This is a genomic window from Alteromonas sp. 5NW40-0090 (assembly GCF_057552975.1).
In genome coordinates, this window is record NZ_BAAJLT010000001.1 from 447,636 (window position 1) to 468,533 (window position 20,898).

20 protein-coding genes are annotated in these 20,898 nt (G+C 44.0%); 7 read left to right on the top strand and 13 right to left on the bottom strand.

The features are described from left to right. Nucleotides 1-5: 5 nt before the first annotated feature. The 8 genes from flgG to AC27KT_RS01995 form a co-directional block, all read right to left on the bottom strand. Entirely contained in the window at nt 6-794 is a 789-nt protein-coding gene (gene flgG / locus AC27KT_RS01960) for a flagellar basal-body rod protein FlgG (RefSeq protein ID WP_039223165.1), read from the bottom strand. A 46-nt stretch (nt 795-840) separates the two neighbouring features. Continuing rightward, nucleotides 841-1,584: a flagellar basal body rod protein FlgF gene (locus tag AC27KT_RS01965; RefSeq protein WP_487126937.1), complete on the bottom strand. Its 744-nt coding sequence runs from the start codon at nt 1,582-1,584 to the stop codon at nt 841-843. 225 nt (nt 1,585-1,809) lie between these two features. Beyond that, complete coding sequence (gene flgE, locus AC27KT_RS01970) at nt 1,810-3,195, bottom strand: flagellar hook protein FlgE (RefSeq protein WP_487126939.1); 1,386 nt, start codon at nt 3,193-3,195, stop codon at nt 1,810-1,812. Between the two features lie 14 nt (nt 3,196-3,209). After that, the gene (gene flgD, locus AC27KT_RS01975; protein WP_487126941.1) at nt 3,210-3,896 is read right to left on the bottom strand and encodes a flagellar hook assembly protein FlgD; all 687 of its coding nucleotides are present in this window, start codon (nt 3,894-3,896) and stop codon (nt 3,210-3,212) included. 31 nt (nt 3,897-3,927) lie between these two features. After that, nucleotides 3,928-4,350 (bottom strand): flagellar basal body rod protein FlgC, encoded by a 423-nt coding sequence (gene flgC, locus AC27KT_RS01980; protein WP_025254327.1) that lies wholly within the window; start codon nt 4,348-4,350, stop codon nt 3,928-3,930. A gap of 2 nt (nt 4,351-4,352) precedes the next feature. Then, a complete protein-coding gene (gene flgB / locus AC27KT_RS01985) occupies nt 4,353-4,784 on the bottom strand; it encodes a flagellar basal body rod protein FlgB (protein WP_039223176.1) in 432 nt (143 codons plus the stop codon). 203 nt (nt 4,785-4,987) lie between these two features. Further along, nucleotides 4,988-5,818, bottom strand: coding sequence for a CheR family methyltransferase (locus AC27KT_RS01990; RefSeq protein ID WP_487126944.1), 831 nt, complete (start codon nt 5,816-5,818; stop codon nt 4,988-4,990). Nucleotides 5,819-5,833: 15 nt separating this feature from the next. Then, nucleotides 5,834-6,763, bottom strand: a complete 930-nt coding sequence (locus tag AC27KT_RS01995) for a chemotaxis protein CheV (RefSeq protein ID WP_487126946.1) — start codon at nt 6,761-6,763, stop codon at nt 5,834-5,836. Nucleotides 6,764-7,035: 272 nt separating this feature from the next. Here AC27KT_RS01995 and flgA point away from each other — a divergent pair, with 272 nt between their 5' ends. From flgA to flgN, 3 genes are all read left to right on the top strand, one after another. Beyond that, complete coding sequence (gene flgA, locus AC27KT_RS02000; protein ID WP_487126984.1) at nt 7,036-7,752, top strand: flagellar basal body P-ring formation chaperone FlgA; 717 nt, start codon at nt 7,036-7,038, stop codon at nt 7,750-7,752. A 103-nt stretch (nt 7,753-7,855) separates the two neighbouring features. After that, the gene (gene flgM / locus AC27KT_RS02005) at nt 7,856-8,185 is read left to right on the top strand and encodes a flagellar biosynthesis anti-sigma factor FlgM (RefSeq protein ID WP_487126948.1); all 330 of its coding nucleotides are present in this window, start codon (nt 7,856-7,858) and stop codon (nt 8,183-8,185) included. Nucleotides 8,186-8,256: 71 nt separating this feature from the next. Continuing rightward, nucleotides 8,257-8,688, top strand: coding sequence for a flagellar export chaperone FlgN (gene flgN / locus AC27KT_RS02010; RefSeq protein ID WP_487126950.1), 432 nt, complete (start codon nt 8,257-8,259; stop codon nt 8,686-8,688). Between the two features lie 113 nt (nt 8,689-8,801). Here the strand turns inward: flgN and AC27KT_RS02015 are convergent, their stop codons facing one another. Next, complete coding sequence (locus tag AC27KT_RS02015; RefSeq protein ID WP_487126952.1) at nt 8,802-9,287, bottom strand: LPP20 family lipoprotein; 486 nt, start codon at nt 9,285-9,287, stop codon at nt 8,802-8,804. A gap of 285 nt (nt 9,288-9,572) precedes the next feature. Between AC27KT_RS02015 and AC27KT_RS02020 the strand changes: the two genes are divergently transcribed. The 3 genes from AC27KT_RS02020 to AC27KT_RS02030 all read left to right on the top strand — a co-directional run bounded on the left by AC27KT_RS02020 (nt 9,573) and on the right by AC27KT_RS02030 (nt 13,529). Next, nucleotides 9,573-10,754, top strand: coding sequence for a flagellar assembly protein T N-terminal domain-containing protein (locus tag AC27KT_RS02020; RefSeq protein WP_487126954.1), 1,182 nt, complete (start codon nt 9,573-9,575; stop codon nt 10,752-10,754). Between the two features lie 153 nt (nt 10,755-10,907). After that, entirely contained in the window at nt 10,908-11,588 is a 681-nt protein-coding gene (locus AC27KT_RS02025; RefSeq protein WP_487126956.1) for a transglutaminase-like cysteine peptidase, read from the top strand. Nucleotides 11,589-11,594: 6 nt separating this feature from the next. Next, the gene (locus AC27KT_RS02030; protein WP_487126958.1) at nt 11,595-13,529 is read left to right on the top strand and encodes a bifunctional diguanylate cyclase/phosphodiesterase; all 1,935 of its coding nucleotides are present in this window, start codon (nt 11,595-11,597) and stop codon (nt 13,527-13,529) included. On the opposite strand, the gene AC27KT_RS02035 is transcribed toward AC27KT_RS02030, so the two are convergent. The 4 genes from AC27KT_RS02035 to AC27KT_RS02050 all read right to left on the bottom strand — a co-directional run bounded on the left by AC27KT_RS02035 (nt 13,504) and on the right by AC27KT_RS02050 (nt 19,586). Continuing rightward, nucleotides 13,504-14,100, bottom strand: coding sequence for a response regulator transcription factor (locus AC27KT_RS02035; RefSeq protein WP_487126960.1), 597 nt, complete (start codon nt 14,098-14,100; stop codon nt 13,504-13,506). The genes AC27KT_RS02030 and AC27KT_RS02035 overlap by 26 nt on opposite strands. Continuing rightward, nucleotides 14,100-15,467 carry an HlyD family type I secretion periplasmic adaptor subunit gene (locus AC27KT_RS02040; protein WP_487126962.1) on the bottom strand — a complete coding sequence of 456 codons (1,368 nt, stop codon included), beginning with the start codon at nt 15,465-15,467 and terminating at the stop codon, nt 14,100-14,102. Before AC27KT_RS02040 ends, AC27KT_RS02035 begins: the two co-directional genes overlap by 1 nt. Then, nucleotides 15,464-17,563 (bottom strand): type I secretion system permease/ATPase, encoded by a 2,100-nt coding sequence (locus tag AC27KT_RS02045; RefSeq protein ID WP_487126964.1) that lies wholly within the window; start codon nt 17,561-17,563, stop codon nt 15,464-15,466. The genes AC27KT_RS02040 and AC27KT_RS02045 overlap by 4 nt, the downstream gene beginning before the upstream one ends. Before the next feature lie 76 nt (nt 17,564-17,639). Further along, nucleotides 17,640-19,586, bottom strand: a complete 1,947-nt coding sequence (locus AC27KT_RS02050; RefSeq protein ID WP_487126966.1) for a TolC family outer membrane protein — start codon at nt 19,584-19,586, stop codon at nt 17,640-17,642. A 247-nt stretch (nt 19,587-19,833) separates the two neighbouring features. Here AC27KT_RS02050 and AC27KT_RS02055 point away from each other — a divergent pair. Beyond that, nucleotides 19,834-20,898: retention module-containing protein (locus AC27KT_RS02055; protein WP_487126968.1), on the top strand; the 1,065-nt coding region annotated here is incomplete at its 3' end.

Consider the following 20,898-nt stretch of genomic DNA (forward strand, 5'->3'; position numbering starts at 1 on the left):
CCTAATTAAAGTTGCTGAATAACCTGACCAAGCATTTGGTCAACTGACGAGATAACTTTCGAGTTCATCTCATACAAACGCTGGCTTTCGATAAGGTTTACTAATTCTTCGGTCACGTTCACGTTAGATGTCTCTAGCGTGCCTTGAGAGATATACCCCAAACCTTGTAAGCCAGGGATCCCCTGAATAGGTGCACCGCTTGACGCCGTCTCGACATAAAGGTTCTGCCCAGTTGGTTGTAAGCCGGTCGGGTTAACAAAGTCGGAAATATTAAGCTGACCGAGTACCTGGGGTTCAGCTTGACCCCGTATGCTCACGCTAATTTCACCATCTTGAGAAATAGTAATCTGCTGTGCATCTTCAGGAACTGCAATTTCAGGCTGAAGCAAGAAACCAGCACCAGATGTAACGATTTGCCCTTGGTCATTTAATGAAAATTGACCATTTCGTGAATAAGCGATAGTGCCGTCAGGCTGCAAAATTTCAAAGTAACCTCGGCCTTGAATTGACATATCCAACGCGTTTTCAGTGGTGAGCAAGTTGCCTTGTGTATGCGCTTTTTGCGTAGCGACCACTTTCGAACCTGAACCAAGCATAAGTCCAGATGGCAACTCTGTATCAGCAGAGGAACGCCCTCCTGGCTGATTGATATTCTGATAAAGCAAATCTTCAAACACCGCGCGGTCTTTTTTAAAGCCCACTGTTGAAGCGTTCGCAAGGTTGTTAGACACCACTGCCACATCGGTCTGTGCGGCGTCTAGTCCGGTTTTACTAATCCACAATGCTGGATGCATGTTAACCTCCGACGTTGCTCATAGGGCAACGGTGATAAAAATTCTTTTACAAGATGCGTAGTAACTGGTTACCGCGAGTATCAAGCTCTTCTGCTTGCTTCATCATTTTGACTTGTAACTCGTAATGACGTTGAAGGCTTATCATGTCCACCATCTCTTCAACGGCATTAACGTTTGAGCCTTCAAGCATGCCAGACATTACTTTGACATTTGCATTAGCTGGGGCAATTGAGCCATCTTCCATCCTAAATAAGCCATCGTTGCCACGTTCCATATCAGCGTAGTTAGGACTAACCAATTTAAGGCGGCCTACTTCTTCGATAACATTGGCCGGGGCGCCTAACTGCCTCATCGACAAGGTACCGTCGGCGGCAATATTTAGGTTATCAAGAGGCACAGGTAAAAAAATCGGCCCGTTGTCCCCTAACACGACACGGTCGTGAATGTCTGTCAAAATTCCGTCATCGCCTAATTTAAAGTTACCATCACGGGAATAGGCTTCTTGACCATTTTGATCTTGTACCGCGAACCAACCATCCCCTTGAATAGCCACATCTAAATCGCGATCCGTTTTAATCATAGGGCCCGATTCATAATTGTTAGACGGGCTTTCAGTCATAGAAAACACGCGGGTTGGCAAGCCTTCGCCGTAGGCCGGCATTGATCTAGCTTGCTCTAACTGAGCTCTAAAACCCGTCGTCTGTGCGTTAGCTAAATTATTGGCTCTAATCCCCGTTCCTAATAGGTCTTGGGAGGCGCCACTCGCTGAAATGTAGAGAAGTTTGTCCATGACTGACTTTTGACTCTGATTAAACCTTAAACGAGATTTTGCAAAGGCGATGCCAATCTGTGGATTTTTACGTCAGATAGACAATATGAAAGGTACTGAATTGATATTTATAGGAAAATAAAAGAGCCGCTGTGCGGCGGCTCTTTCTAATAACGGCAACGATAGAAAATTTACCGGTCTAATCATTGCCGCTTTTTTGTGTTATTAAACAAGTCTAAACGCTAACTATCGAATGTTCAGAATAGTCTGGTTCAGTGAATTATTAACTTCAAGCGCTCGCGAGTTAGCCTGGAAGTTACGCTGAGCAATGATCATATCTATTAGCTCGGTGGTCAGGTTAACGTTGGCTTGTTCAAGAGCTGATGAATTAATCTCACCGAAGGTACCGGTTGTTGCTTCACCCGCTAGAGCCTCACCTGACAGAATACTCTCTTTCCACTGTGTGCTGCTCTCTTGTGTTAGGCCTTGTTCGTTAGAAAAACGCACCAGTGCAACACGAACAATAGGCTCAGAGGTTCCGTTAGAGAAAGTAGCGCGAACTAGGCCATCAGGGCCGATATCGATACCCGTTAGCCGGCCTACTGGCAGACCATCTTGCTCCAATGACGTTACTTCAAACGCTGAAGCGAACTGAGTCGGCTCATTAGGCGTAGCGTTATTCACATCAAGGTTAAAATCTATACTTATCTGTTGCGTCGGATCTGAACCATTTGCAAGAATGCCTGCGCCTAGTGCTTCAGTTTGCATTTTAAAATCCAGCGTCGCTAAGCCATCGGGTGTTTCCATACCCGAGAAATCACCACCTTGAGAGAAAATAAGCTTAGACGCGGTTACGGCATTACCTGTATTTCCGCCAACTGAGTTAACAGCTGTAGCTGGGTCGGTGTCAGCACCCGTTGAATCTGTCATATCAACGAGGGTATCGTCAACTGCTGTAGCCACGTACCATTCATTATCAACGCCAGGTGAACCGTCTTTGATGAAGTAATAGGTCATAACGTGGCTATCACCCAGTGAATCATACACAGTAACCGACGTGGCCGCGTTATAAGTCAATGGATCTTCAGGGTTAAAGTCTTGTGGATCAAGACCTGCGTCGCCAGCAGGAAGGTTCATACGAATATCAACCTCTGAGGTTTGTTGCGGTGAACCCGAAGAGTCAGGAATACGAACAGGCTCGGTAGTACTTAGCGCAACAGATGCACTGGTTCCATCAGCATTTACCGGGAAGCCCAGAAGGTTGTCGCCATTACTGTTTACCACGAAGTTGTCACTATCGAGCTTAAACTGGCCGGCACGAGTAAATGAAAAGTCACGTGATGTAATTTCAGGTACTGTCGCAAAGAAACCGTTACCTGTAATCGCTAGGTCTAACGACGTATTAGTAAACTGAAGGCTACCTTGAGAAAATTGCTGTGCAACTTCCTGAGTTAGTACACCGTCACCCACTTTCGTTTTACCACCTGCTAACAGTGATGCCGCATAAACATCGCCAAATTCAGCACGAGATTCTTTAAAGCCAACAGTATTAACGTTTGCGATGTTGTTGGCGGTTACATCCAAATCTTTTTGCGCGGCCGATACGCCACTCAGTGCAATATTAAAAGACATTATTGATTCTCCTACTAACTGCCGATTTGAATGACGTCATCAAGATTGATACTGACATCACCATCCAAATTCAAAATTACGCCCTGACCGCTGCCGGCCAAGCTTACACTTCCAACATGACGATTAACGGCAGTATTAAGCTGCACACCTTCACCGTTTAGTTCGCCAGTGGCACTGATAACATATTCACCCGGCGCCATCTGGTTGCCATGTTTATCTTTGCCGTCCCATTCAAACTCTATGTTGCCTGCACTTTGTGTACCTGCATCAATGGTTTTAATCACTTCACCAAACTGGTTCTCAATGCTAATTGTCATGTTTTGAACCGTTTTCTCATTTACGATGACGCCTGAGATTCCATCACCTTCATTTGCCATGTAACCAACGTTGCCTTGAACTAGCACGTTTTGTCCTATGAGACTCGACGCCTGCAGTGCTTGATTTGATGTCATTGAAGCGGCGAAAGATTCGAACTTCTCGTTAAGCTGAGAAATGCCGTCTGCCATAGTAAATGATGTCATCTGCGCCACCATCTGATCATTATCAACCGGTGCCGTGGGATCCTGGTTCGCCAGTTGTTCAGTCAACATTGAAAAGAAATCTTCCTGAGTTAACTGCTGCTCTGTACCATCAGCAATTTTGACGGTTTCTTCCTGCCAATACAGATCAGTATTTAAGCCGCTGTTATTTATGGTGTTCACAGATAAATCCTCACATTATTCAAGCGGCAAATTACTGCCCTTGACCTAATTGCAATACGCGGCGGAAGATTCGCTTAGTGGTATCCGCTACTTGTACGTTTGTTTCATACGCCTTAGACGCCGACATCATGTTTGCCATCTCCTCGACTATGTTGACGTTTGGCTTATAGATATATCCGTTTTCATCTGCCATTGGATTATTAGGCGAATACTCCACATTAAGCGGTGCGTCACTTTCTACAATGCCTTTAACCTGAACACCTGCCCCTTTGGACTGATCGCGCATGGCGTCTTGTAATGCTGTTGCGAAAACTGGATGGCGAGCTCGGTAGGTTTCGTCGTAACTGCTGCTTACCGAGTTTGCGTTGGCGATATTACTAGCCGTGGTGTTAAGGCGAACATTTTCTGCCTCCATACCAGTGCTCGAGATTTGCATAACATTAAATAAACTCATGACTATTGACCTCCTGAGCTAAGCGCTTTTTTCATGCCTTTAATTTTTCCGTTTAAAAATTCGAGGCTAGCTTGGTAACGCAAACCATTATCTAAAAATCGGTTTCTTTCCGCTTGAACTTCCACCGTATTCCCGTCACCAGTGTCTGGCTGAGTCGGAATGCGGTACTGCATGTCAAAATTTGCCGCCACTGACGTGGAATTGCCGCTTAGGTGGCGCTCATTAGTCCGCACCATTTTTGAAGAGTGCCCTGTTGAACTGCCTGACGCCTCTTGCATAGCAGATTGCATAGCTTTATTGAAATCGATGTCTCGTGCTTTATAACCAGGCGTATTAGCGTTGGCCAAATTACCGGCAATCACTTCCATACGCTCGGTACGTATAGTGAGCGCTGATTCGTGAAAACCCACCAACTTATCTAGGTTAATAGCCATAACATGACCTCTGACAAACTTAAAAATATTTCCTGATGACAGACTAAACGCGCGTATTTAAAGTCAGACTTTTGCCGTTTTACTGTCGTTTGTAGAAATAGTTAGCAAGGCAGATGCCAGAATGAGATTTTGAAGAGAAATATAGTCGTTATAATTCTGACCTGACCTATAAAAGCCTTTATTAATCAGGTCAGTGAATTAAGTTATTTTTTTTGGTAGTAAAGGCCAGGGTGGCATTTTACCATGCTGTATATATCGCTTGCAGCACTGATAGATTCCGATGCGCCAAGGAATAGCACGCCCTCTGGCTGCAATTGCCCGGCAATTTGTTGCAGGATCCGTTGTTTTACTTCTGCTGAAAAATAAATCAAAACGTTGCGGCAAAATACAATATCAAAGCGGCCAAGTGCTGCATAACTCGTGAGCAGGTTTAAACTTCTAAAGCTCACCATACGGCGAACTTCAGGTTTTACCTGCATTAGACCTTCTTCGTTTTGTTGAAAAAATGCTTGTCTTCGCTGAGGAGATAAACCTCTCGCCAACGACAATTCATCGTAAATGCCAGATTCGCACTTCTGCAACATTTCAGATGATAAATCAGTCGCCACTATTTCAACACCAGCTCTCAAGGCTCCTGGGCGTTGACGTTGAAATTCAAGCACGCACATGGCAATGGAATAGGGTTCCTGACCAGAAGAACACGCAGCACTCCAAATACGGATTTTCTGATTTTTCGTTGATAGGGACGGCAATAGATCTTTTATAAGAAGATCAAAGGGATAATTATCGCGAAACCATAATGTTTCGTTAGTAGTCATCGCGTCGATAACGCTTTGCAACAGGGTCCTATCAAAACCACGTACAACAACATCAATGAGTTCGTCTGCTGACCCATATTTATGCTTAAAAAGCAACGAAGCCAAACGACTCCGAACAAGATATTGTTTATTCTCCCCCAATACTATGCCGCATTGCTTTTCAAGAAACTCTCTAAACTTTAGATAACTTGCAGGCGAAACGTCTTTATTAGCCAATCCGTTTTTGCTCCGTTACTCGCACTCAGTCATTAGCCATTTCTGAACTGCTGTCGCTAATTCGTCTGGATGGAATTTCGCGATAAAGTCATCCGCACCGACCTTCTGTACCATAGCTTGGTTGAAAACACCGCTTAACGACGTGTGCAGTACCACATGAAGTTTCTGAAGTTCAGGTATATTTTTAATTTCTGCAGTAAGGGTATAGCCATCCATTTCCGGCATTTCGATATCTGAGACTAATACACCTACACGATTTGTTACATCGCCGTACTCTTCGGCAATTTCTTTAAGTCGCTTGAGTGCTTCAAGACCATTTTTCGCAAGCTCAATTTCAAGGCCTAGCGATGTAAGTGCCTTTTTCACCTGATTTCTCGCTACTGCCGAGTCATCGGCAATGAAGATAATTTTATTTTCTTGCCCTTCGGTAGTCAGACCTTCAGCAACGTCTGCACTCACTTCAGCATTTAGCGGAGAAATCTCGTTTAGAATTTTTTCCACGTCTAGAATTTCAATGAGTTCGTTTTCAACTTCGGTCACTGCCGTCAAATAGCTTGCTCGCCCTGTACCCTGTGGCGGTGGCATAATGGCATCCCAGTTGGTATTAATAATACGTTCGACAGCCCCCACCAAAAAACCTTGAACAGAACGGTTGTATTCAGCAATTACGATAAAAGCATTAGAAAGATCTTCAATTTTGCGACCACGAGTTGCCATACTTAAATCGATGACCGAAATAGTTTGGCCGCGAATATGCGCTACACCGCGAACCAATGGATTTAATTTCGGCATTGCAGTAAGCGGCGGGCACTGAAGCACCTCACGTACTTTAAACACGTTAATACCGAACCGTTGACGACCGTTCAGTCTAAACAGCAACAACTCTAAGCGATTCTGCCCGACAAGCTGTGTTCGCTGGTTTACCGAATCTAAAATCCCCGACATAGGTCACCTCTAAGTAATACTGGGCATGATCATTGCCTCTTATGGTAAAGATAGACAATATCATTAAATTTTTGCAGGTCAAACGACAGAAAAATGACGCCTATGGTTAATTTAAGCTTCACATGCATTTTAACGTTATCCGCTAGATGAGTCGTTGTTGAAGCTTTCTAAGCAAACCTTTGAAGTTTATTTTGTCGCCAAACCTGATATTCACAAATATGTATTTTATTAAGCATAGTCAATAACTCGCAAACTGAACACGAAAAGTCATGATGAAAAATATAAACAACAAAATGCGGATTACATTTTATCGCTCGTTCACCAGCTTAGTGCTCAGTTTACTTAGCGCACAATGCTATGGGGCAACGACTAACCATGAGCGAGTTGAAGAAGGTGCCAAGCAGTATTTGATAAATCAACTCATTGATACTACGCAGGATACTAACATTGATGTCGACATTGTGAAGATAGACGATAGGATAAATATTCCTGACTGCCCAACGGGCTTTCAATACAATGTATCGCAGGAAGCACTTAGCCAATCTTACATATCAGTGAGAGTAAGCTGTAAAAACAATGAATGGTATTTGTTCACTAGCGGACAGGTAACGCGAACCAAAGAAATTGTAGTCACTCAAGGCGCAATAAGCCCGGGAACTGTTTTAACGTCATCTAATTTAACCCTGGCAAAAGTTGACGTACGACGGTTGCGTCATACCGCATTTACGGAGTTAGATTCGCTAATTGGCGCCAGAATGAAGCGTCGTATCACCGGTGGTCAAGCTATACAGTCAAATATGCTATGCTTTGTATGTAAGGGCGACAGAATTACAATTACCGCAGAGGTTGCGGGAATGGAAGTTAAGACGGCAGGAATAGCGCAGCAAGATGGCGTAGTTGGCGATAACATAAAGGTGATTAACGCCAGTAGCCAGAAGGCCGTAATAGCCAGAGTCGCAAGCCCTGAAGAAGTCGTGATACACTTATAAAAGTGAGCGTGAAATATCTACTATTTTGTTTCCAATTTAGCTAAAGATATTAGCCTGAAGGCCGATATATATCACAGAGGCGAAAGAGTAGTGAGGACTAGATATGGCAATTAACAATATAAACAATGGGTTACCTAAAACACCCGTTGATAACGGGAAAGTTGCGCAGCAAAATCAGACGCAACAATCTCAACAACAAGCTTCAGCGCAGTCGGCACAAACAGCTCCAGCGCCAAGACAAGACTCGGTTTCATTGACGCAATCTGCTCAGCAGCTGAATCAAGTTCAAAAGAAAGGGACTGAAGCACCTGTGAACCAAGAGAAAGTGGACCGCCTTAAGAAAGCGATCCAAAGCGGTGATTACAAAGTAAATCCAGAAGTGTTGGCTAATAAAATAGCAAAACTTGAATCCGAGATTTTTGGCGCTAAATAATACTGCGCTAATTTAATCAGCCCTACGTAATCGATCGCAGTAATTAATACCCGTTTCATGAGATAAGTACAGTGACAGAACAAGCAAGCGATTTAACACAAGCATTATCACGTCAAGTAGAGCAGATGTCTTCACTTGCCGTTTTGCTTGAGAAAGAATTGCAGCTTATTAGCTCACGTGATGCTGAATCTTTAATGAATTTGTTGGATGAAAAAACAGCCCTTCTGACGTCTATCCAAGCGCTGGATGCCAGTATCGAAAATGCTATCGGCAGTGAAATTACAATGTCGGAAGAAGATGAAGCGTTAATGGCTGACGCTAAGAAGCTTCTCGAAGATTGTAAGTATCGAACACAGGTCAATCAAAAAGCCGTAGAGCAAGGACAGCTACGCCTCACACATTTGCGGAATTTGATGATGGAAGTTCGGGCAAAAGAGTCGCTTACTTATGACAAAAAGGGGAAACCGAAAGGCGGAACTTTGGGCTCTGGAGTGAGTGCTTAGGCGTTTACGCCGCGGTATCTATGTCGAACCCGCAGGTAATTTCACTTCCTTATTACGCATCTTTATGTGCTGAATGACAAGGTTGCTGGTGCGATTCTCTTTTGGGTTTACCTCTAGTAATACTTTACATCCTTCACTCGACGAGGCTTTGCAGTCGACAAGTAAATATCGTAAACCTGCTGCATGTCTAGAGAAAGCTCGGTAACGTAGGTATCATCTCCCACAGGATAAGTCTTTATCACCTCGGCACCTCTTATCACTCCTTCGACCGACGCGCGTAATGTTTCGCTGTCAACAACAAGACCAGATACAGACTGACTACCTTCAATTTTTTGACCGTATACCTGCTCGGTTAACTCACGGTATGCATCTAATTTCGACGCTTTCATTGCCATGATCAATTTCATACTGTCGGACTCGCCATTTTGCGATGAAATAGGCGCATAGCCTACAGCCTTTAAAACAGGATAAGTTTCAGGCTCAACAGTTTCCCATTCAACGTGTTTATCGATAATGCCGCAACCGCTCAATGAGATTGCTAGGCCAAATATGGAAGACCGCAAAAGTAACTTTGAATGCTTTAGTCTGTTCAACCACATAACTTAAAACCTCTGTATGCATCAGTAACGAATTAGTGACATTTAAATGTTGAGTTTATTAACCTTTATAGGCTAATAGCATTTCATCAAAGTTTTATGGATAACGTTAAACTCCATAAAGTCGCTTTGCAGTCACACATCTTAATAATAGGGAAACAAGCAATAAATGCGCCCGTTTTCTTTCAAAGACAACTTCTCTCTTTAATTGGCACTTTTTTCGCATAGTTTCCACCAAGATTACGACATTATTTCAGCGCAACAACTAAGCAACCACAGAGGTGCAATGTGCGACAACCGAGCAGAACAGCGCTTATGACATGTTTAAGTAGAACCATGGCGGCACTTTGCCTACTTGGCCTGGTAGCGGGGCAAGCCCATGCCGTTTGGTATGAAGCCACAGGACAAGCCGTGGTAATGAACGGTAACAAGGAAGCGGCAAAACGCGCAGCAACTCAAGAAGCTCTTAAACAAGCTATGTTATTTGCAGGGGCATCAGTACAAAGTGTAGCCAAACTCACCAATGGGCTTCTGAAAAACGAAGAAATGACGATCCGAACAACGGGCGAAGTTGAGCAATTAGAGCTCGTGAGCGAGACTTACAACGGTGATGTAGTCACAGTTAGTGTGCGCGCAGACATTTTTCCTAGAGGCGAAATATGCTCAGCACAGCACGACGAAAAACACTTTGCAACGACACATTTTAGGATAAGAAACAGAGCGCAATTAACCCAAGGAAATATTCCGCACTTTGATAAGGCGTTTACACAGCGATTAGCTAAGGCAATGCAAGAACAGACGGATAATCTGAGCCTTACTTACGTTGCGCCCCATACTGCAAAGTTTGATAGCCGCTATACCGACCAAAACGTTCGTACGTTATCAGATCAAAGTAACACGCAATTCGTTATTATCGGGGTTATTGATGATTTAAGCGTCACGCAAAAAGAGGCATCCGTGTTTACACCGTGGCGAAGCGACACTTCACATCGTGCGTTTGCGATGTCTGTACAAGTTTATGACGGAATAAACGGCGGTCTTTTGTTCAGTTCCTCTTACGATACTAATGAAGAGTGGGCATTTGATAGGTTTGAAGACGTCGATGAATTTTCGTCAACCTTTTGGCAGTCGCGCTACGGCCAAGCAATAGACGGGGCGATCAATCAATTAATAGAAGATATTAAAGAAGCGACAGCCTGCCAACCAGTCACTGGGCGAGTCATCAGTATTGCGAACAATAAAATTTCGGTATCTCTCGGGCGAGATAATGGCATTTCTGAAAAAGATGAACTATATCTTTATCAGGCTAAAGAGGTGGTCGACAATCGCGGTAGAAAATATCTTCAGTATACGCTCTACCCCGGTACCTTTATTGTTGATAGTGCATTTGGCAATTCGTCTGTGGTAGTCAACGCCACGACGGGTATTACAGCGAATATTCAGGAAAACGATTTTGTAGTTAAGAAGTAAGTCAGCTTTCTCTTTATCAATTACTTATCGCTATGGTTGGAATATCAACAAGGCCGTGTTATACCTATAACAACGTATTATATTCGATACTTAAAATTTAGGTAAAGACAAGTACTCTACCTTATACTTTAGTATGACCTACACAAATCAAATATGACCCTTTCTCTGTTTGCGTCGCATTGCTTAGCATTATTAGCCTTGCTACTGGCTGGACAACAACTGAGGGATCACTACGTAATCGAGTTCCCAAAACTCGAACAGGAAGTTAAAAATAATTTTGGCGCGGACAAAGCATTACATGTGAGCGCGCTAGAAATTAAACTTCACGACCTTGAAAACAAGGCCGTTAAAGAGCAGCTTATCGGTGTAAACGCTTTCTTTGACGAGCATATCCAGTACGCCACTGACGATGTCGTTTTTAAAGAAAAAGACTATTGGGCAACACCTTCTGAACTTTTTGGCCATTCTCGCGGAGATTGTGAGGATTATGCCATTGCAAAATACGTAGCTCTGCTACACTTAGGTATCGATAGTTCTAAACTTCGCTTAATTTATGTTAAAGCAAAGATTGGTAGAAGCCGGGTAACCCAAGCACACATGGTTTTAGGATACTATGACACCCCTTCATCGGATCCTCTAGTGCTCGACAGCTTAGTGTCTAATGTGTTGCCAGGCTCTCAACGGACAGACTTAATTCCTGTTTTCAGTTTTAATGATTCAGGTATTTGGCAGCCTGGGAAAACGACGCAAGTCTCGACTTCTACAAGCAGACTATCAAGGTGGCGTGACGTTATTGAACGCATGAAGCAAGAGGGGATTAGCAGAAGGTCTTAGGATTTTATGTCAATAACAAGAGAATTATGGCTTGCCATAGCAGTTGTCGTCCTTGTTGCAATTGCGGGTAGTGTCACAATTCATGGGTTTACTACGAAACAATACGTAGAAGAACAACTCTATTCAAAAAACTTAGACAATGCGAGCATGCTTGCTCTTACGTTAAGTGGCCTTGAAAAAGACCCAGTTTCTCTAGACCTCTTTATCATGTCCCAATTTGATATTGGTCATTATGCCTCTATCGTACTTCAAAAATCTGATGGCGAAATTGTCTCTGCGCATACACATGAAGTGCAATTAGATAAGGATACGCCACAGTGGTTCTCACACAACTTTTCCCCCATCGTCAAACCAGGCATTGCTCAAGTAAGCGAAGGTTGGGGTCAGTACGGCACGGTTTATGTAGAAACCGACACTAGCTTTGCGGTTGCATCTATGTGGCGAGCTACACAGCGACTTATTTTCGGTTTATCACTTGTAGGTATATGTGCGGGCCTATTGGGAGGCTGGGCATTACGCTTCATTATTCGCCCTCTAGACGGTGTTGTGCGCCAGGCTGAATCATTCCAGAAAATGCAATTTATCCAGCTCAAAGAGCCTCGCACATTAGAGCTCAAGCGCGTTGTTCGCGCGATGAATTTTCTCGCCACTAATTCTAGAAAGATCATGGAGGAAGAGAACACGCGTCTTGACCTTATGCGCTACAAAACACAATTCGATGACGAGTCTGGTGTAGCAAATAGGGATTATTTCATCTCAATTCTAAAAGGACAGCTGGCTTTTAGAGACACAGAAGGTGTGAACTGCCTGTTCTTTGTTAGATTCACTGAAGGCGAAGGCTTTTTGCGCTCACCGGCGAATATTAGAAAAAAGCGTATTCGCGATTTCGTCGAGGAAATTAACGACTGCTTATCACTACATCATCATCAGTTTACCGACAGTCGAATTGCAAGAATGCAGAAGAACGAGTTTGCTATTCTGCTTACAGAAACCCATGACGCTATGGGTATTTCAGAAGCAGTCCACGGCGCTTGCTTAAGTGCATTCAGTGAAGCTGGCGATCCGAAAGTATTCCAATCCGTTGTTAAACTCCGCGCTGACGACAGTTTTTCTGCCTTGTTAATGCGGGCAGATGCGATGATTGACGAAGCAGAATTGTTAGATATGGACGAACCCTTCATAGAGTCAACGCTCAAAGAATTTATTAGCTTAGTAGAGCAAAAGCGCTGGGAAAAAGAATTACAAAATACTATTGACGAATGTGGCGTAAAAACCTTTAACTTCCCCGTTTTGGATATTGATCGCAATTTGGTTCACTACCAAAGTTGGGCGGGAGTAACGATAGATGGCGAACTAAGAAAAAGTGGTTATTATACCCACTGGGCTCGCTATCTGGGGCTTTTACCCCAGCTTGAGCTAACTACGGTTACCAGCTTAATTAACTATATAAACCGCACCAATACAGACTCGAAGTTTGCCTTTTTGTGTTCTGAGCAATTGATGCTTAATCCTGAAGTTCTTGCTCAACTTTATTATCAAATTGGAACCAACGAAAAAGCTGCAAAACAATTATGCCTTGAGGTGCGAGAATCCACCGCTACGCGCTTCCCCGATGAGTTTAGAGACTTTTGTACAACGCTTAAAGCCAAAGAATGCGAAGTGGGTTTAAAGCGAGTTGGAGAATCCTTTTCGCAACTATTGAACGTTCAAGAGATGGGTCTAGACTACGTGAAAATTGATTCAGCCTTTATGGCAGATATCGATTTCAATCCAGCCAATCACGCCTTTATACGTGGTTTCTGCTCTCTTGCTCATACTTTTGGTATAAAGGTCTATGCAGATGGCGTTAAACGCTCAGATCATCAAGAATTATTCATTGAATTAGGGATAGATGGTGTGGTTTCTCATATTGAAGTTATAGAGCATCTTTTAGATGACTAAACTCACCTAAGCGAAGCAATAAGCTTATCCGGTCTTTCGCTTCAAACTTGTGAAGGAGCGTACCGACATACTCTTTAACGGTACGCTCAGTAATACCGTGCTCTCTTGCTATCTCTTTATTGCTTAACCCTTCCAAAATACCATTCAATACATCTTTCTCTCGGTTTGTAAGCCCCTGTAATGAGGGCAGAACCCGCTTCGTTTGCATATTAGCGGCTATATTTGATGTGGTCTGTGTTAATAATTCATTGGGCAACCACATGCCTCCCGCCTCAATAACACGTGCTACCGAAGAGAGTAGAGATTGTGTACCCAATGCATGGCAGTACGCTCTAGCGCCTAACATTAACGCCGTTTGCATTTCTGGGCGGTCATATTTGTAAGTTAGCAGTACAAGGTTATTAACTTTTTGTTTGGCCTCTATTAGCTGTTGACGCCAGCTATCATCGGTTGTCAAAACCCAAACGCAATCGCTCTCATCACACTCCAACTGAGTGACACTACTATAACTGGACCAAGTGTAGTGAGTCAGTGCACCTTGTAAGTCTTTTTCAGCAATGAAATGTCTCATTAACGCTCCCTCAGCGCAGATGCTGTCACATTGAACAAGGGCGATAAAATATAGTTAAGTACCGTTTTCTTACCTGTCAAAATATCTACTTGCACAATCATACCTGGCAGAATATCAAGAGACTCATCGGCGATACTGCGCTTTGTTTCGAGTCTTACAAGGTAATAAGTTTCATCTTTTTCATTGGTGATAGCATCTGCACTAATGTGCTGAACTTCAGCCGTCATTCCGCCATAAATGGTAAAGTCGTATGCACTAAATTTCAGAATGGCCGGCTGCCCCTCTCTTATAAACGCGATATCTTTTGGCGAAACTTTTGCCTCGACGATAAGTTGGTCATCTTGAGGAACAAGCTCAACAACCGCGCTTCCTGGCGTGATCACACCACCCACCGTGTTGATAAGTAGCCGTTGAACCGTTCCATTAATCGGTGAACGCAAGTCAGCTTGCGATACCACATCTTCTAAACTCGTTTGAGACTGTTGTAAGGTTGCCATTTCAGCGGTGGCATCGGTCAATTCTTGATTCCAGCGATTAACAAGCTTCAAACGCGCTTCTTCTTTCTTGATAATTTCTTCTTCGATGGCATTAATGCCTCGCTCAATGGCGACTTTAGACTTTGTGATATTGCCTTCTAGCTCTACTATTTGACGCTCTAATCGAAGGATTTCTATTTCTGAAACTGCACCTGATGCCAACAATGGTTTGGTTACCGCAAGCTCTTTTTTAGAAAGGGATAATACGTTCTGATATTGGGAAAGATTTGCCCTTTCCTCTTCAACATCCTGTCGACGCTGCATGATACGAGAATCAGACCCCGCCGCTACTTCATCAAGTTCGGCTAAATTAGAGTTGTAAAGCTTTCGCTCGTTATCAACAATGGTAGGCGCCTGTTCGCGAAGATTTCGATTAAAACGCAACACTTCTCCCTGAGTAAGTGCTGACAAGCGCTGAACCTTCGCAGCAAGTGCTGCAAATTGCGTGGTATTCTCTTCCAAACTGGACAAAAAACGTGTCGGGTCTACTTTCAACAACACCTGCCCTGCTTTAACCGTTTGTCCTTCGCGTACTAAAATCTCCTGTACTATCCCACCATCGTAAGACTGCAGCACTTGAAGCTGTTGAGACGGAATAACTTTGCCATCACCTTTGGCTACTTCGTCGATTTCTGCGAAGTAAGACCACACCACCAACAGAAACAGCGTGATAACTACTGCATAGAGTAAACCACGGGCTTTCACTGGCGTTTGCATAATGCGTGACCATTCTGCTTCTAACACCCAATCTTGACCAGGGGGCGGCGCAAGCCAGCCTCGCATTAGCCGCTGTAACCAGTCTTTTTTCTCACCATCACTTTTCAAAATCATGGCGCTCTCTTCAATACTTGACTGGGCTGTTTAAACTGCACTAGCACCTCTTCCTTTTTACCGTCGGCAATCACTTTTCCGTTTTCTACAACAATTACGCGCTCTACCAAATCAAGCAATGTGGTTCTGTGCGTATTAATAATAAGAGTCTTACCTGCTGTCGCCGCCTTGATCGTTTCCTTCATTTTTGCTTCATTGGTTGAATCCATGGCTGATGTAGGCTCATCCATGATAAAAATCGCTGGGTTTCGCACTATAGCTCTTGCCATAGCAACAGCTTGACGTTGTCCGCCAGATAACAAGCAGCCGCGCTCTCCTACATTCTGCTCTATGCCACTCACGCTCCCATTAATAAGCTTTGCCAAACCACACTGAGTTATGACCTCCCAAAACTCAGCGTCGTCGATATGTGTGTCATCTGGCAAAATATTGTCTTTTAGTGAGCCATGAAAAAGGCTCACGTCTTGCGGTACATAGCCTATTTGTTTACGTAGTAGCGTAGGGTCATATTGCTGTAGGTCTATTCCGTCCAACAAAAGTTGTCCGGATTCAGGACGGTAAAAAGCCATGAGGAGCTTGTTTAAGGTTGATTTTCCACATCCGTTTTTGCCTAAGATAGCAACGTGCTCACCTTGCTTGATAGAGAAGCTCATGTCTTTTAATGCGAATACGGTTTCGTCGGGATATCTAAAACAAAGTTGGCTAGCATCAATGTTTCCTTTAAGTGCAACGTTGTTTTTTATTTGTTTATTACTGCCTGTTTCACTTGGTAGCGACATAATGTCATCAAGGGCATTCTTTGCGGTTTCAGCGTGATGAAATTGCGCAAGCAATGCAGCAGCCTGTGAAACCGGTCCCATTGCTCGGCTTGATAGTAGATAAGCAGCAATCAACCCACCTTGTGTGATTACCCCCTCAATAATGAGGTAAACGCCAGTAAGGATGATAACCACCCCCACCGATTGCTGGATCCAAAGTGCTGCATTATTTACCGACATTGATACTAAACGGAGTTTAGCGTTCACTTTGGCAAGAAATATCGTCTGTTTTTCCCACGCACTTTGGTGTCTACTTTGGTAACCGAAAGCTTTAACATCCTCTAAAGACGTTACACTTTCAGTCACAAGCGAACTTTTACGAGAACTAATTTCCATCGATTCTTCTGACAAAGAGCGCATTACCCGCTGCGCTTTCATTGCATAAAGAAAAAGCGCAGTGGCCCCAATAAGGATTGGAATGATCAGATAGAAATCAATCATGGCGATAATGACTACAAACAGTAGCCCAAAAGGTAAATCAACCAGTGCCACTAAAGTGACAGAACCAAAGAACTGCCGGATACTTTCAAAAGACTGCAGACTGTTTATAAATGAACCGCTTTTAGCAGGTTTGCTTGCCAAATTTATAGACAGTACTTTTTCCATTATTTTTGCCGACAGCGTGACATCCAACCGGCTCGCCGCCAATTCAACGAAGTACTGCCGAAGCATGCGTAGTAAAAAATCTGCCGCTAGCACAAGTAAAACACCAACAGCTAGCGCCCACAATGTTTCCAGCGCTGCGTTTGGCACCACCCTGTCATATACATTCATTACAAAAAGAGGCAGGGCAATGGAAAGCAGGCTAATAAAAACAGAGGCTACTAGTACATCCTTATACAGACCTTTTGCTGATTTGATAGATGACCACAACCAATGTCCTACTGATGACTTGTCTATCTGCGCATTGGTTTCTTGCGCGTTCATTTCGGGCCGAGCAAAAATGATATACCCTGTATAACTAGCACTTAGCTCATCTCTTGGCACTTCGACCACTGCATCATCGAGTTCCGGGTATGAAACTCTGGCATGCGTTTTGTCTAGCCCATGTAGTACGCAGGCTTGCTTATCTCTGAGCACTAAAACCGCAGGTAATATTGCAGTATTGATATGATCTAAGTCGCGTTTTACAGTTCTACTGGCGAGTCCAGCTCGCTTAGCCGCGCGCTCAAATCCTGTGGGCGATAGTTCACCTTGATCTAAAGGCAACCCGCTAAGTAGGCTAACACGAGAGACTTCCAAATGATGCGCATGACAGATTGTTATTAAACAATCCATCAACACTCCCCCTTGTCTCTCCAAATAAGATATGTCGTCTACGACCTTCTTTTCCTTCATATAGGCCTACACATCGCTATTCGTTAGTAGGAAGCTGGATAATAGCCGCTTCAATTCTGCGATTTCGAGCATTCGCTTCATCTGATTCTTCATCAACGAGTGGACGACTCTCTCCATAACCAACCGCAGTAATTCTTCTTGCTTCTATATTGGCTTTGGTCATCAGCAACGACGCAACTGCCTTTGCTCTGCGTTCAGACAAGCGCTGGTTGTATGCCGCATCGCCATCTAAAGAAGCATGGCCGTGAATGATGACGCCAGAATTGGGGTCGTTGTTAAGCGCATTAATCACGTCTTGCAGCGAATTTTCGTACTTAGGCAAAACCTCCGTCGAATTAGATGCAAATTCAATGTTGACGTTAAAAGACTCTATTATATTCGCATTGTCTAACGTGAAGTCTGCGGCACTTGGCTCTGGCACCATCTCAGGCTCTTTGGCTTCACAGCCGAAATCATCTACCGCAGCGCCCGGCGTTGAATCAACACAGTCATCCCATAAGTCGACAATACCATCACCATCAGTGTCCCGTTTGAGTATGTTCAACTCATCTTCAAAGTTGGTGCGAACGGCTGGGCAGACATAGTTGGGGTCATAAGTAATTTTTTCTTCTGCTTTGTCTAATACATCAGGCACGCCTTCCTTTGTGATCCCTAATGTATTCGCCAAGCTTCCAGAAGCTGCAAGCAGTCTTACGCGAGCTTTTTCCAGAGTATATTGCGCCTCTAAATAAGCGCGACTTGATTCGTAGTACTCATTTTCTGAATCAAGTAAATCCAGTAGTGAGCGTTCGCCTATGGTGAATTGGTCCATATACGCAGACTTCACTCGGTCTGAAGATAAGCGATGAGCATTAAGTGAAGGTAGCTGCTCAGATATATTAATAATGTCGTTGTAAGCAATTTGTACCGTTTGTCTCATATCGATACAGGCTTTGTCCCTCAAGTCTTTTGCTAAATCAACCTGCGACAATGCTTGTCGAATCGCTGCGCGGTCCGAACCGCCGTTATACAAGTTATAAGAAAAATTAACGCCAACGCTCGCCTCGGTAATGGTGTTATTTAATGCAGCTTGATCTCGTGTTTGCGCACCATAACTTGCGGTCAGGTTCAACTGAGGGTGGTAAAGACTTCTTGCGCTATCAACCGCATAACGTTGTGCATCTATATTGTAAATAGCAGCGTTGAACTGAGGATTTGTGCCGTATGCACTGGTCAGCAACGATTGAATATCCGTTACATTTGCATCAACGAAGGCAGAATTTATCGTTACTGATTGAAGATTTTGAGCAGGTTTTTCGCCCACTAATCGCAAAAAGCGTGCAGTTACATCGTGTAAGTTAGATAGCTCAGTCAAAACATTAGACTCGGCTAGAGACAGACGACCACTGATTTGTTCTAAGTCAGCTCTGCGACCGACACCTGCCTCAACACTCTCTTCAATTTGTTTGAATACATCTACGTGAGTAATCAAATTTTCTTCAGCAAGCTTTAAAAGCTCCCGGAACAACTGCACGTCCATATAAGCTAAAGATGTATCTAGAGACTTCTGCTCTATTTCGCCCATTAGTTCGAAAAAGCGTACCACTTGTGCTTGCTTAAAACGCTTAACCTCACTGCTAGTTAAGAATCCATCATATAGCATTTGGGTTAACGTAATTTGCCCAGTATGCCCCATGTATTCGCGATCTAACCCATAGTTTCTGTCGGTATAAGCACTAGAGGCCAATACATCTACCTGAGGGCGAAAGCCGCCACGCGCAATGTCGACATCTGCCATTGCTACTTGAAGTTGTCGCCAACTGGCTTGCACTTCTGGATTTTCATTTACTACCTTGCGTACATAGTCTTCCAAGCTGACAGACGAGTTACCAACAACATTACTTTGAGCAATAGTAGCATGAGCTAGCACAGCGCCAGTTGCCCCAATAACAACTCTGGTGAGCACTGATTTCATGAACTTCATATATATGTCTCACTATACAAAAACGAGGCGACATTTGTGTCGTTTCTTACTTTTAAAAAGTAGACGCTATGTGTATTTCTGCAAACTCAACTCACAATTATTAGACTAAAAATTAATAAATTAGGGGTAACTACCTAGGTTTTATACCAAAGGATATGTGCCACCCGTACTACGGTCCGGTAACGAGTTGGAAAAGCCCTGCTACGCTTTTTGTATAGTGTGAAAATTTATTGGAAGAGAGGGAAACATGGCTGAAGTAATCATTGCGGAAGTAAACGGCGAAGCTTTTTTAATTCGCGGAGAAACCGGTGAGCAGGTCAATGTTAGTGTTGGTATGGTGGTGGCCGAAGGCGACGTATTGAATGTATCACCTAATGGGTATGTTACCGTCAGCGTAGATGGAGAACTGCGCACACTTCCAGCAGGACAAAGCATTACTTTCCCGTTGCAATTAGACTTTACCGAAAGCAACTCCGACGATGAATTTGCCGTTTTTGACGAGAGTGTGGATGAGCTAACAGCATTACTTGACGGTGTTGAAGGCATTGACAGTAACAATCAAGATGGTGACGCTGACTTCCTTGACGTGCTTGCTGGGGAAGGCGATATTTTGGAGTCGCTAGAGGCTACAGCGGCCGGTCTTGACGGCGGTGCTGGTACTGATGGTGGTAGTAACTTTGTGCGCGTTGACCGCATAAATGAAGAAGTCAACCCAGTGGGATTCCAGTTCGACCAAAATGCTAATGGCAACGACGATGTTGCGCCCGTTGAGTTTTCTGATACTGGTGAACAAGCACAAGACATTTCTCTTACCCTAGATGCGATTGGCTTAACAAGCGATACTACGCCAACACTATCAGGCATTACTTCAGCCATTCCAGGTAGTACAGTTACACTCACCGTTACCGACAGTGCAGGAAGTATTCAAACTGTTACGGCTACCGTACAGGACGATGGCACATTCAGTGTAGACGTACCAAACGCTTTGGCCGATGGTGAATTTACTGTAGACGCCACCGTATTAGAGCCTACTGGTAATACTGCAGATAGTTCTACCACAGGCGAAATTGATGCTACTGCCCCAACCATTACTATTAATGCGCCAGGTTCTGATAACGACACCACGCCTACTCTCTCAGGTACCACTGATGCCACTCCTGGCAGCACGGTTACACTAACCATTACCGATAGCGCAGGTAACACGCAAACCGTGACCGCCACTGTGCAAGCAGACGGCTCCTATAGCGTTGATGTACCTGCAGAATTGGCCGAAGGCGAATTTACCGTTAACGCCAGCGTGACCGATGAAGCA

Coding starts and splice junctions, on each gene's coding strand:
- flgG (WP_039223165.1), bottom strand. CDS start 794: ATGCATCCAGCATTGTGGATTAGTAAAACCGGACTAGACGCCGCACAG.
- AC27KT_RS01965 (WP_487126937.1), bottom strand. CDS start 1,584: ATGGACAAACTTCTCTACATTTCAGCGAGTGGCGCCTCCCAAGACCTA.
- flgE (WP_487126939.1), bottom strand. CDS start 3,195: ATGTCTTTTAATATTGCACTGAGTGGCGTATCGGCCGCGCAAAAAGAT.
- flgC (WP_025254327.1), bottom strand. CDS start 4,350: ATGAGTTTATTTAATGTTATGCAAATCTCGAGCACTGGTATGGAGGCA.
- flgB (WP_039223176.1), bottom strand. CDS start 4,784: ATGGCTATTAACCTAGATAAGTTGGTGGGTTTTCACGAATCAGCGCTC.
- AC27KT_RS01995 (WP_487126946.1), bottom strand. CDS start 6,763: ATGTCGGGGATTTTAGATTCGGTAAACCAGCGAACACAGCTTGTCGGG.
- flgA (WP_487126984.1), top strand. CDS start 7,036: ATGAAAAATATAAACAACAAAATGCGGATTACATTTTATCGCTCGTTC.
- flgM (WP_487126948.1), top strand. CDS start 7,856: ATGGCAATTAACAATATAAACAATGGGTTACCTAAAACACCCGTTGAT.
- AC27KT_RS02015 (WP_487126952.1), bottom strand. CDS start 9,287: ATGTGGTTGAACAGACTAAAGCATTCAAAGTTACTTTTGCGGTCTTCC.
- AC27KT_RS02025 (WP_487126956.1), top strand. CDS start 10,908: ATGACCCTTTCTCTGTTTGCGTCGCATTGCTTAGCATTATTAGCCTTG.
- AC27KT_RS02030 (WP_487126958.1), top strand. CDS start 11,595: ATGTCAATAACAAGAGAATTATGGCTTGCCATAGCAGTTGTCGTCCTT.
- AC27KT_RS02035 (WP_487126960.1), bottom strand. CDS start 14,100: ATGAGACATTTCATTGCTGAAAAAGACTTACAAGGTGCACTGACTCAC.
- AC27KT_RS02040 (WP_487126962.1), bottom strand. CDS start 15,467: ATGATTTTGAAAAGTGATGGTGAGAAAAAAGACTGGTTACAGCGGCTA.
- AC27KT_RS02045 (WP_487126964.1), bottom strand. CDS start 17,563: ATGGATTGTTTAATAACAATCTGTCATGCGCATCATTTGGAAGTCTCT.
- AC27KT_RS02050 (WP_487126966.1), bottom strand. CDS start 19,586: ATGAAGTTCATGAAATCAGTGCTCACCAGAGTTGTTATTGGGGCAACT.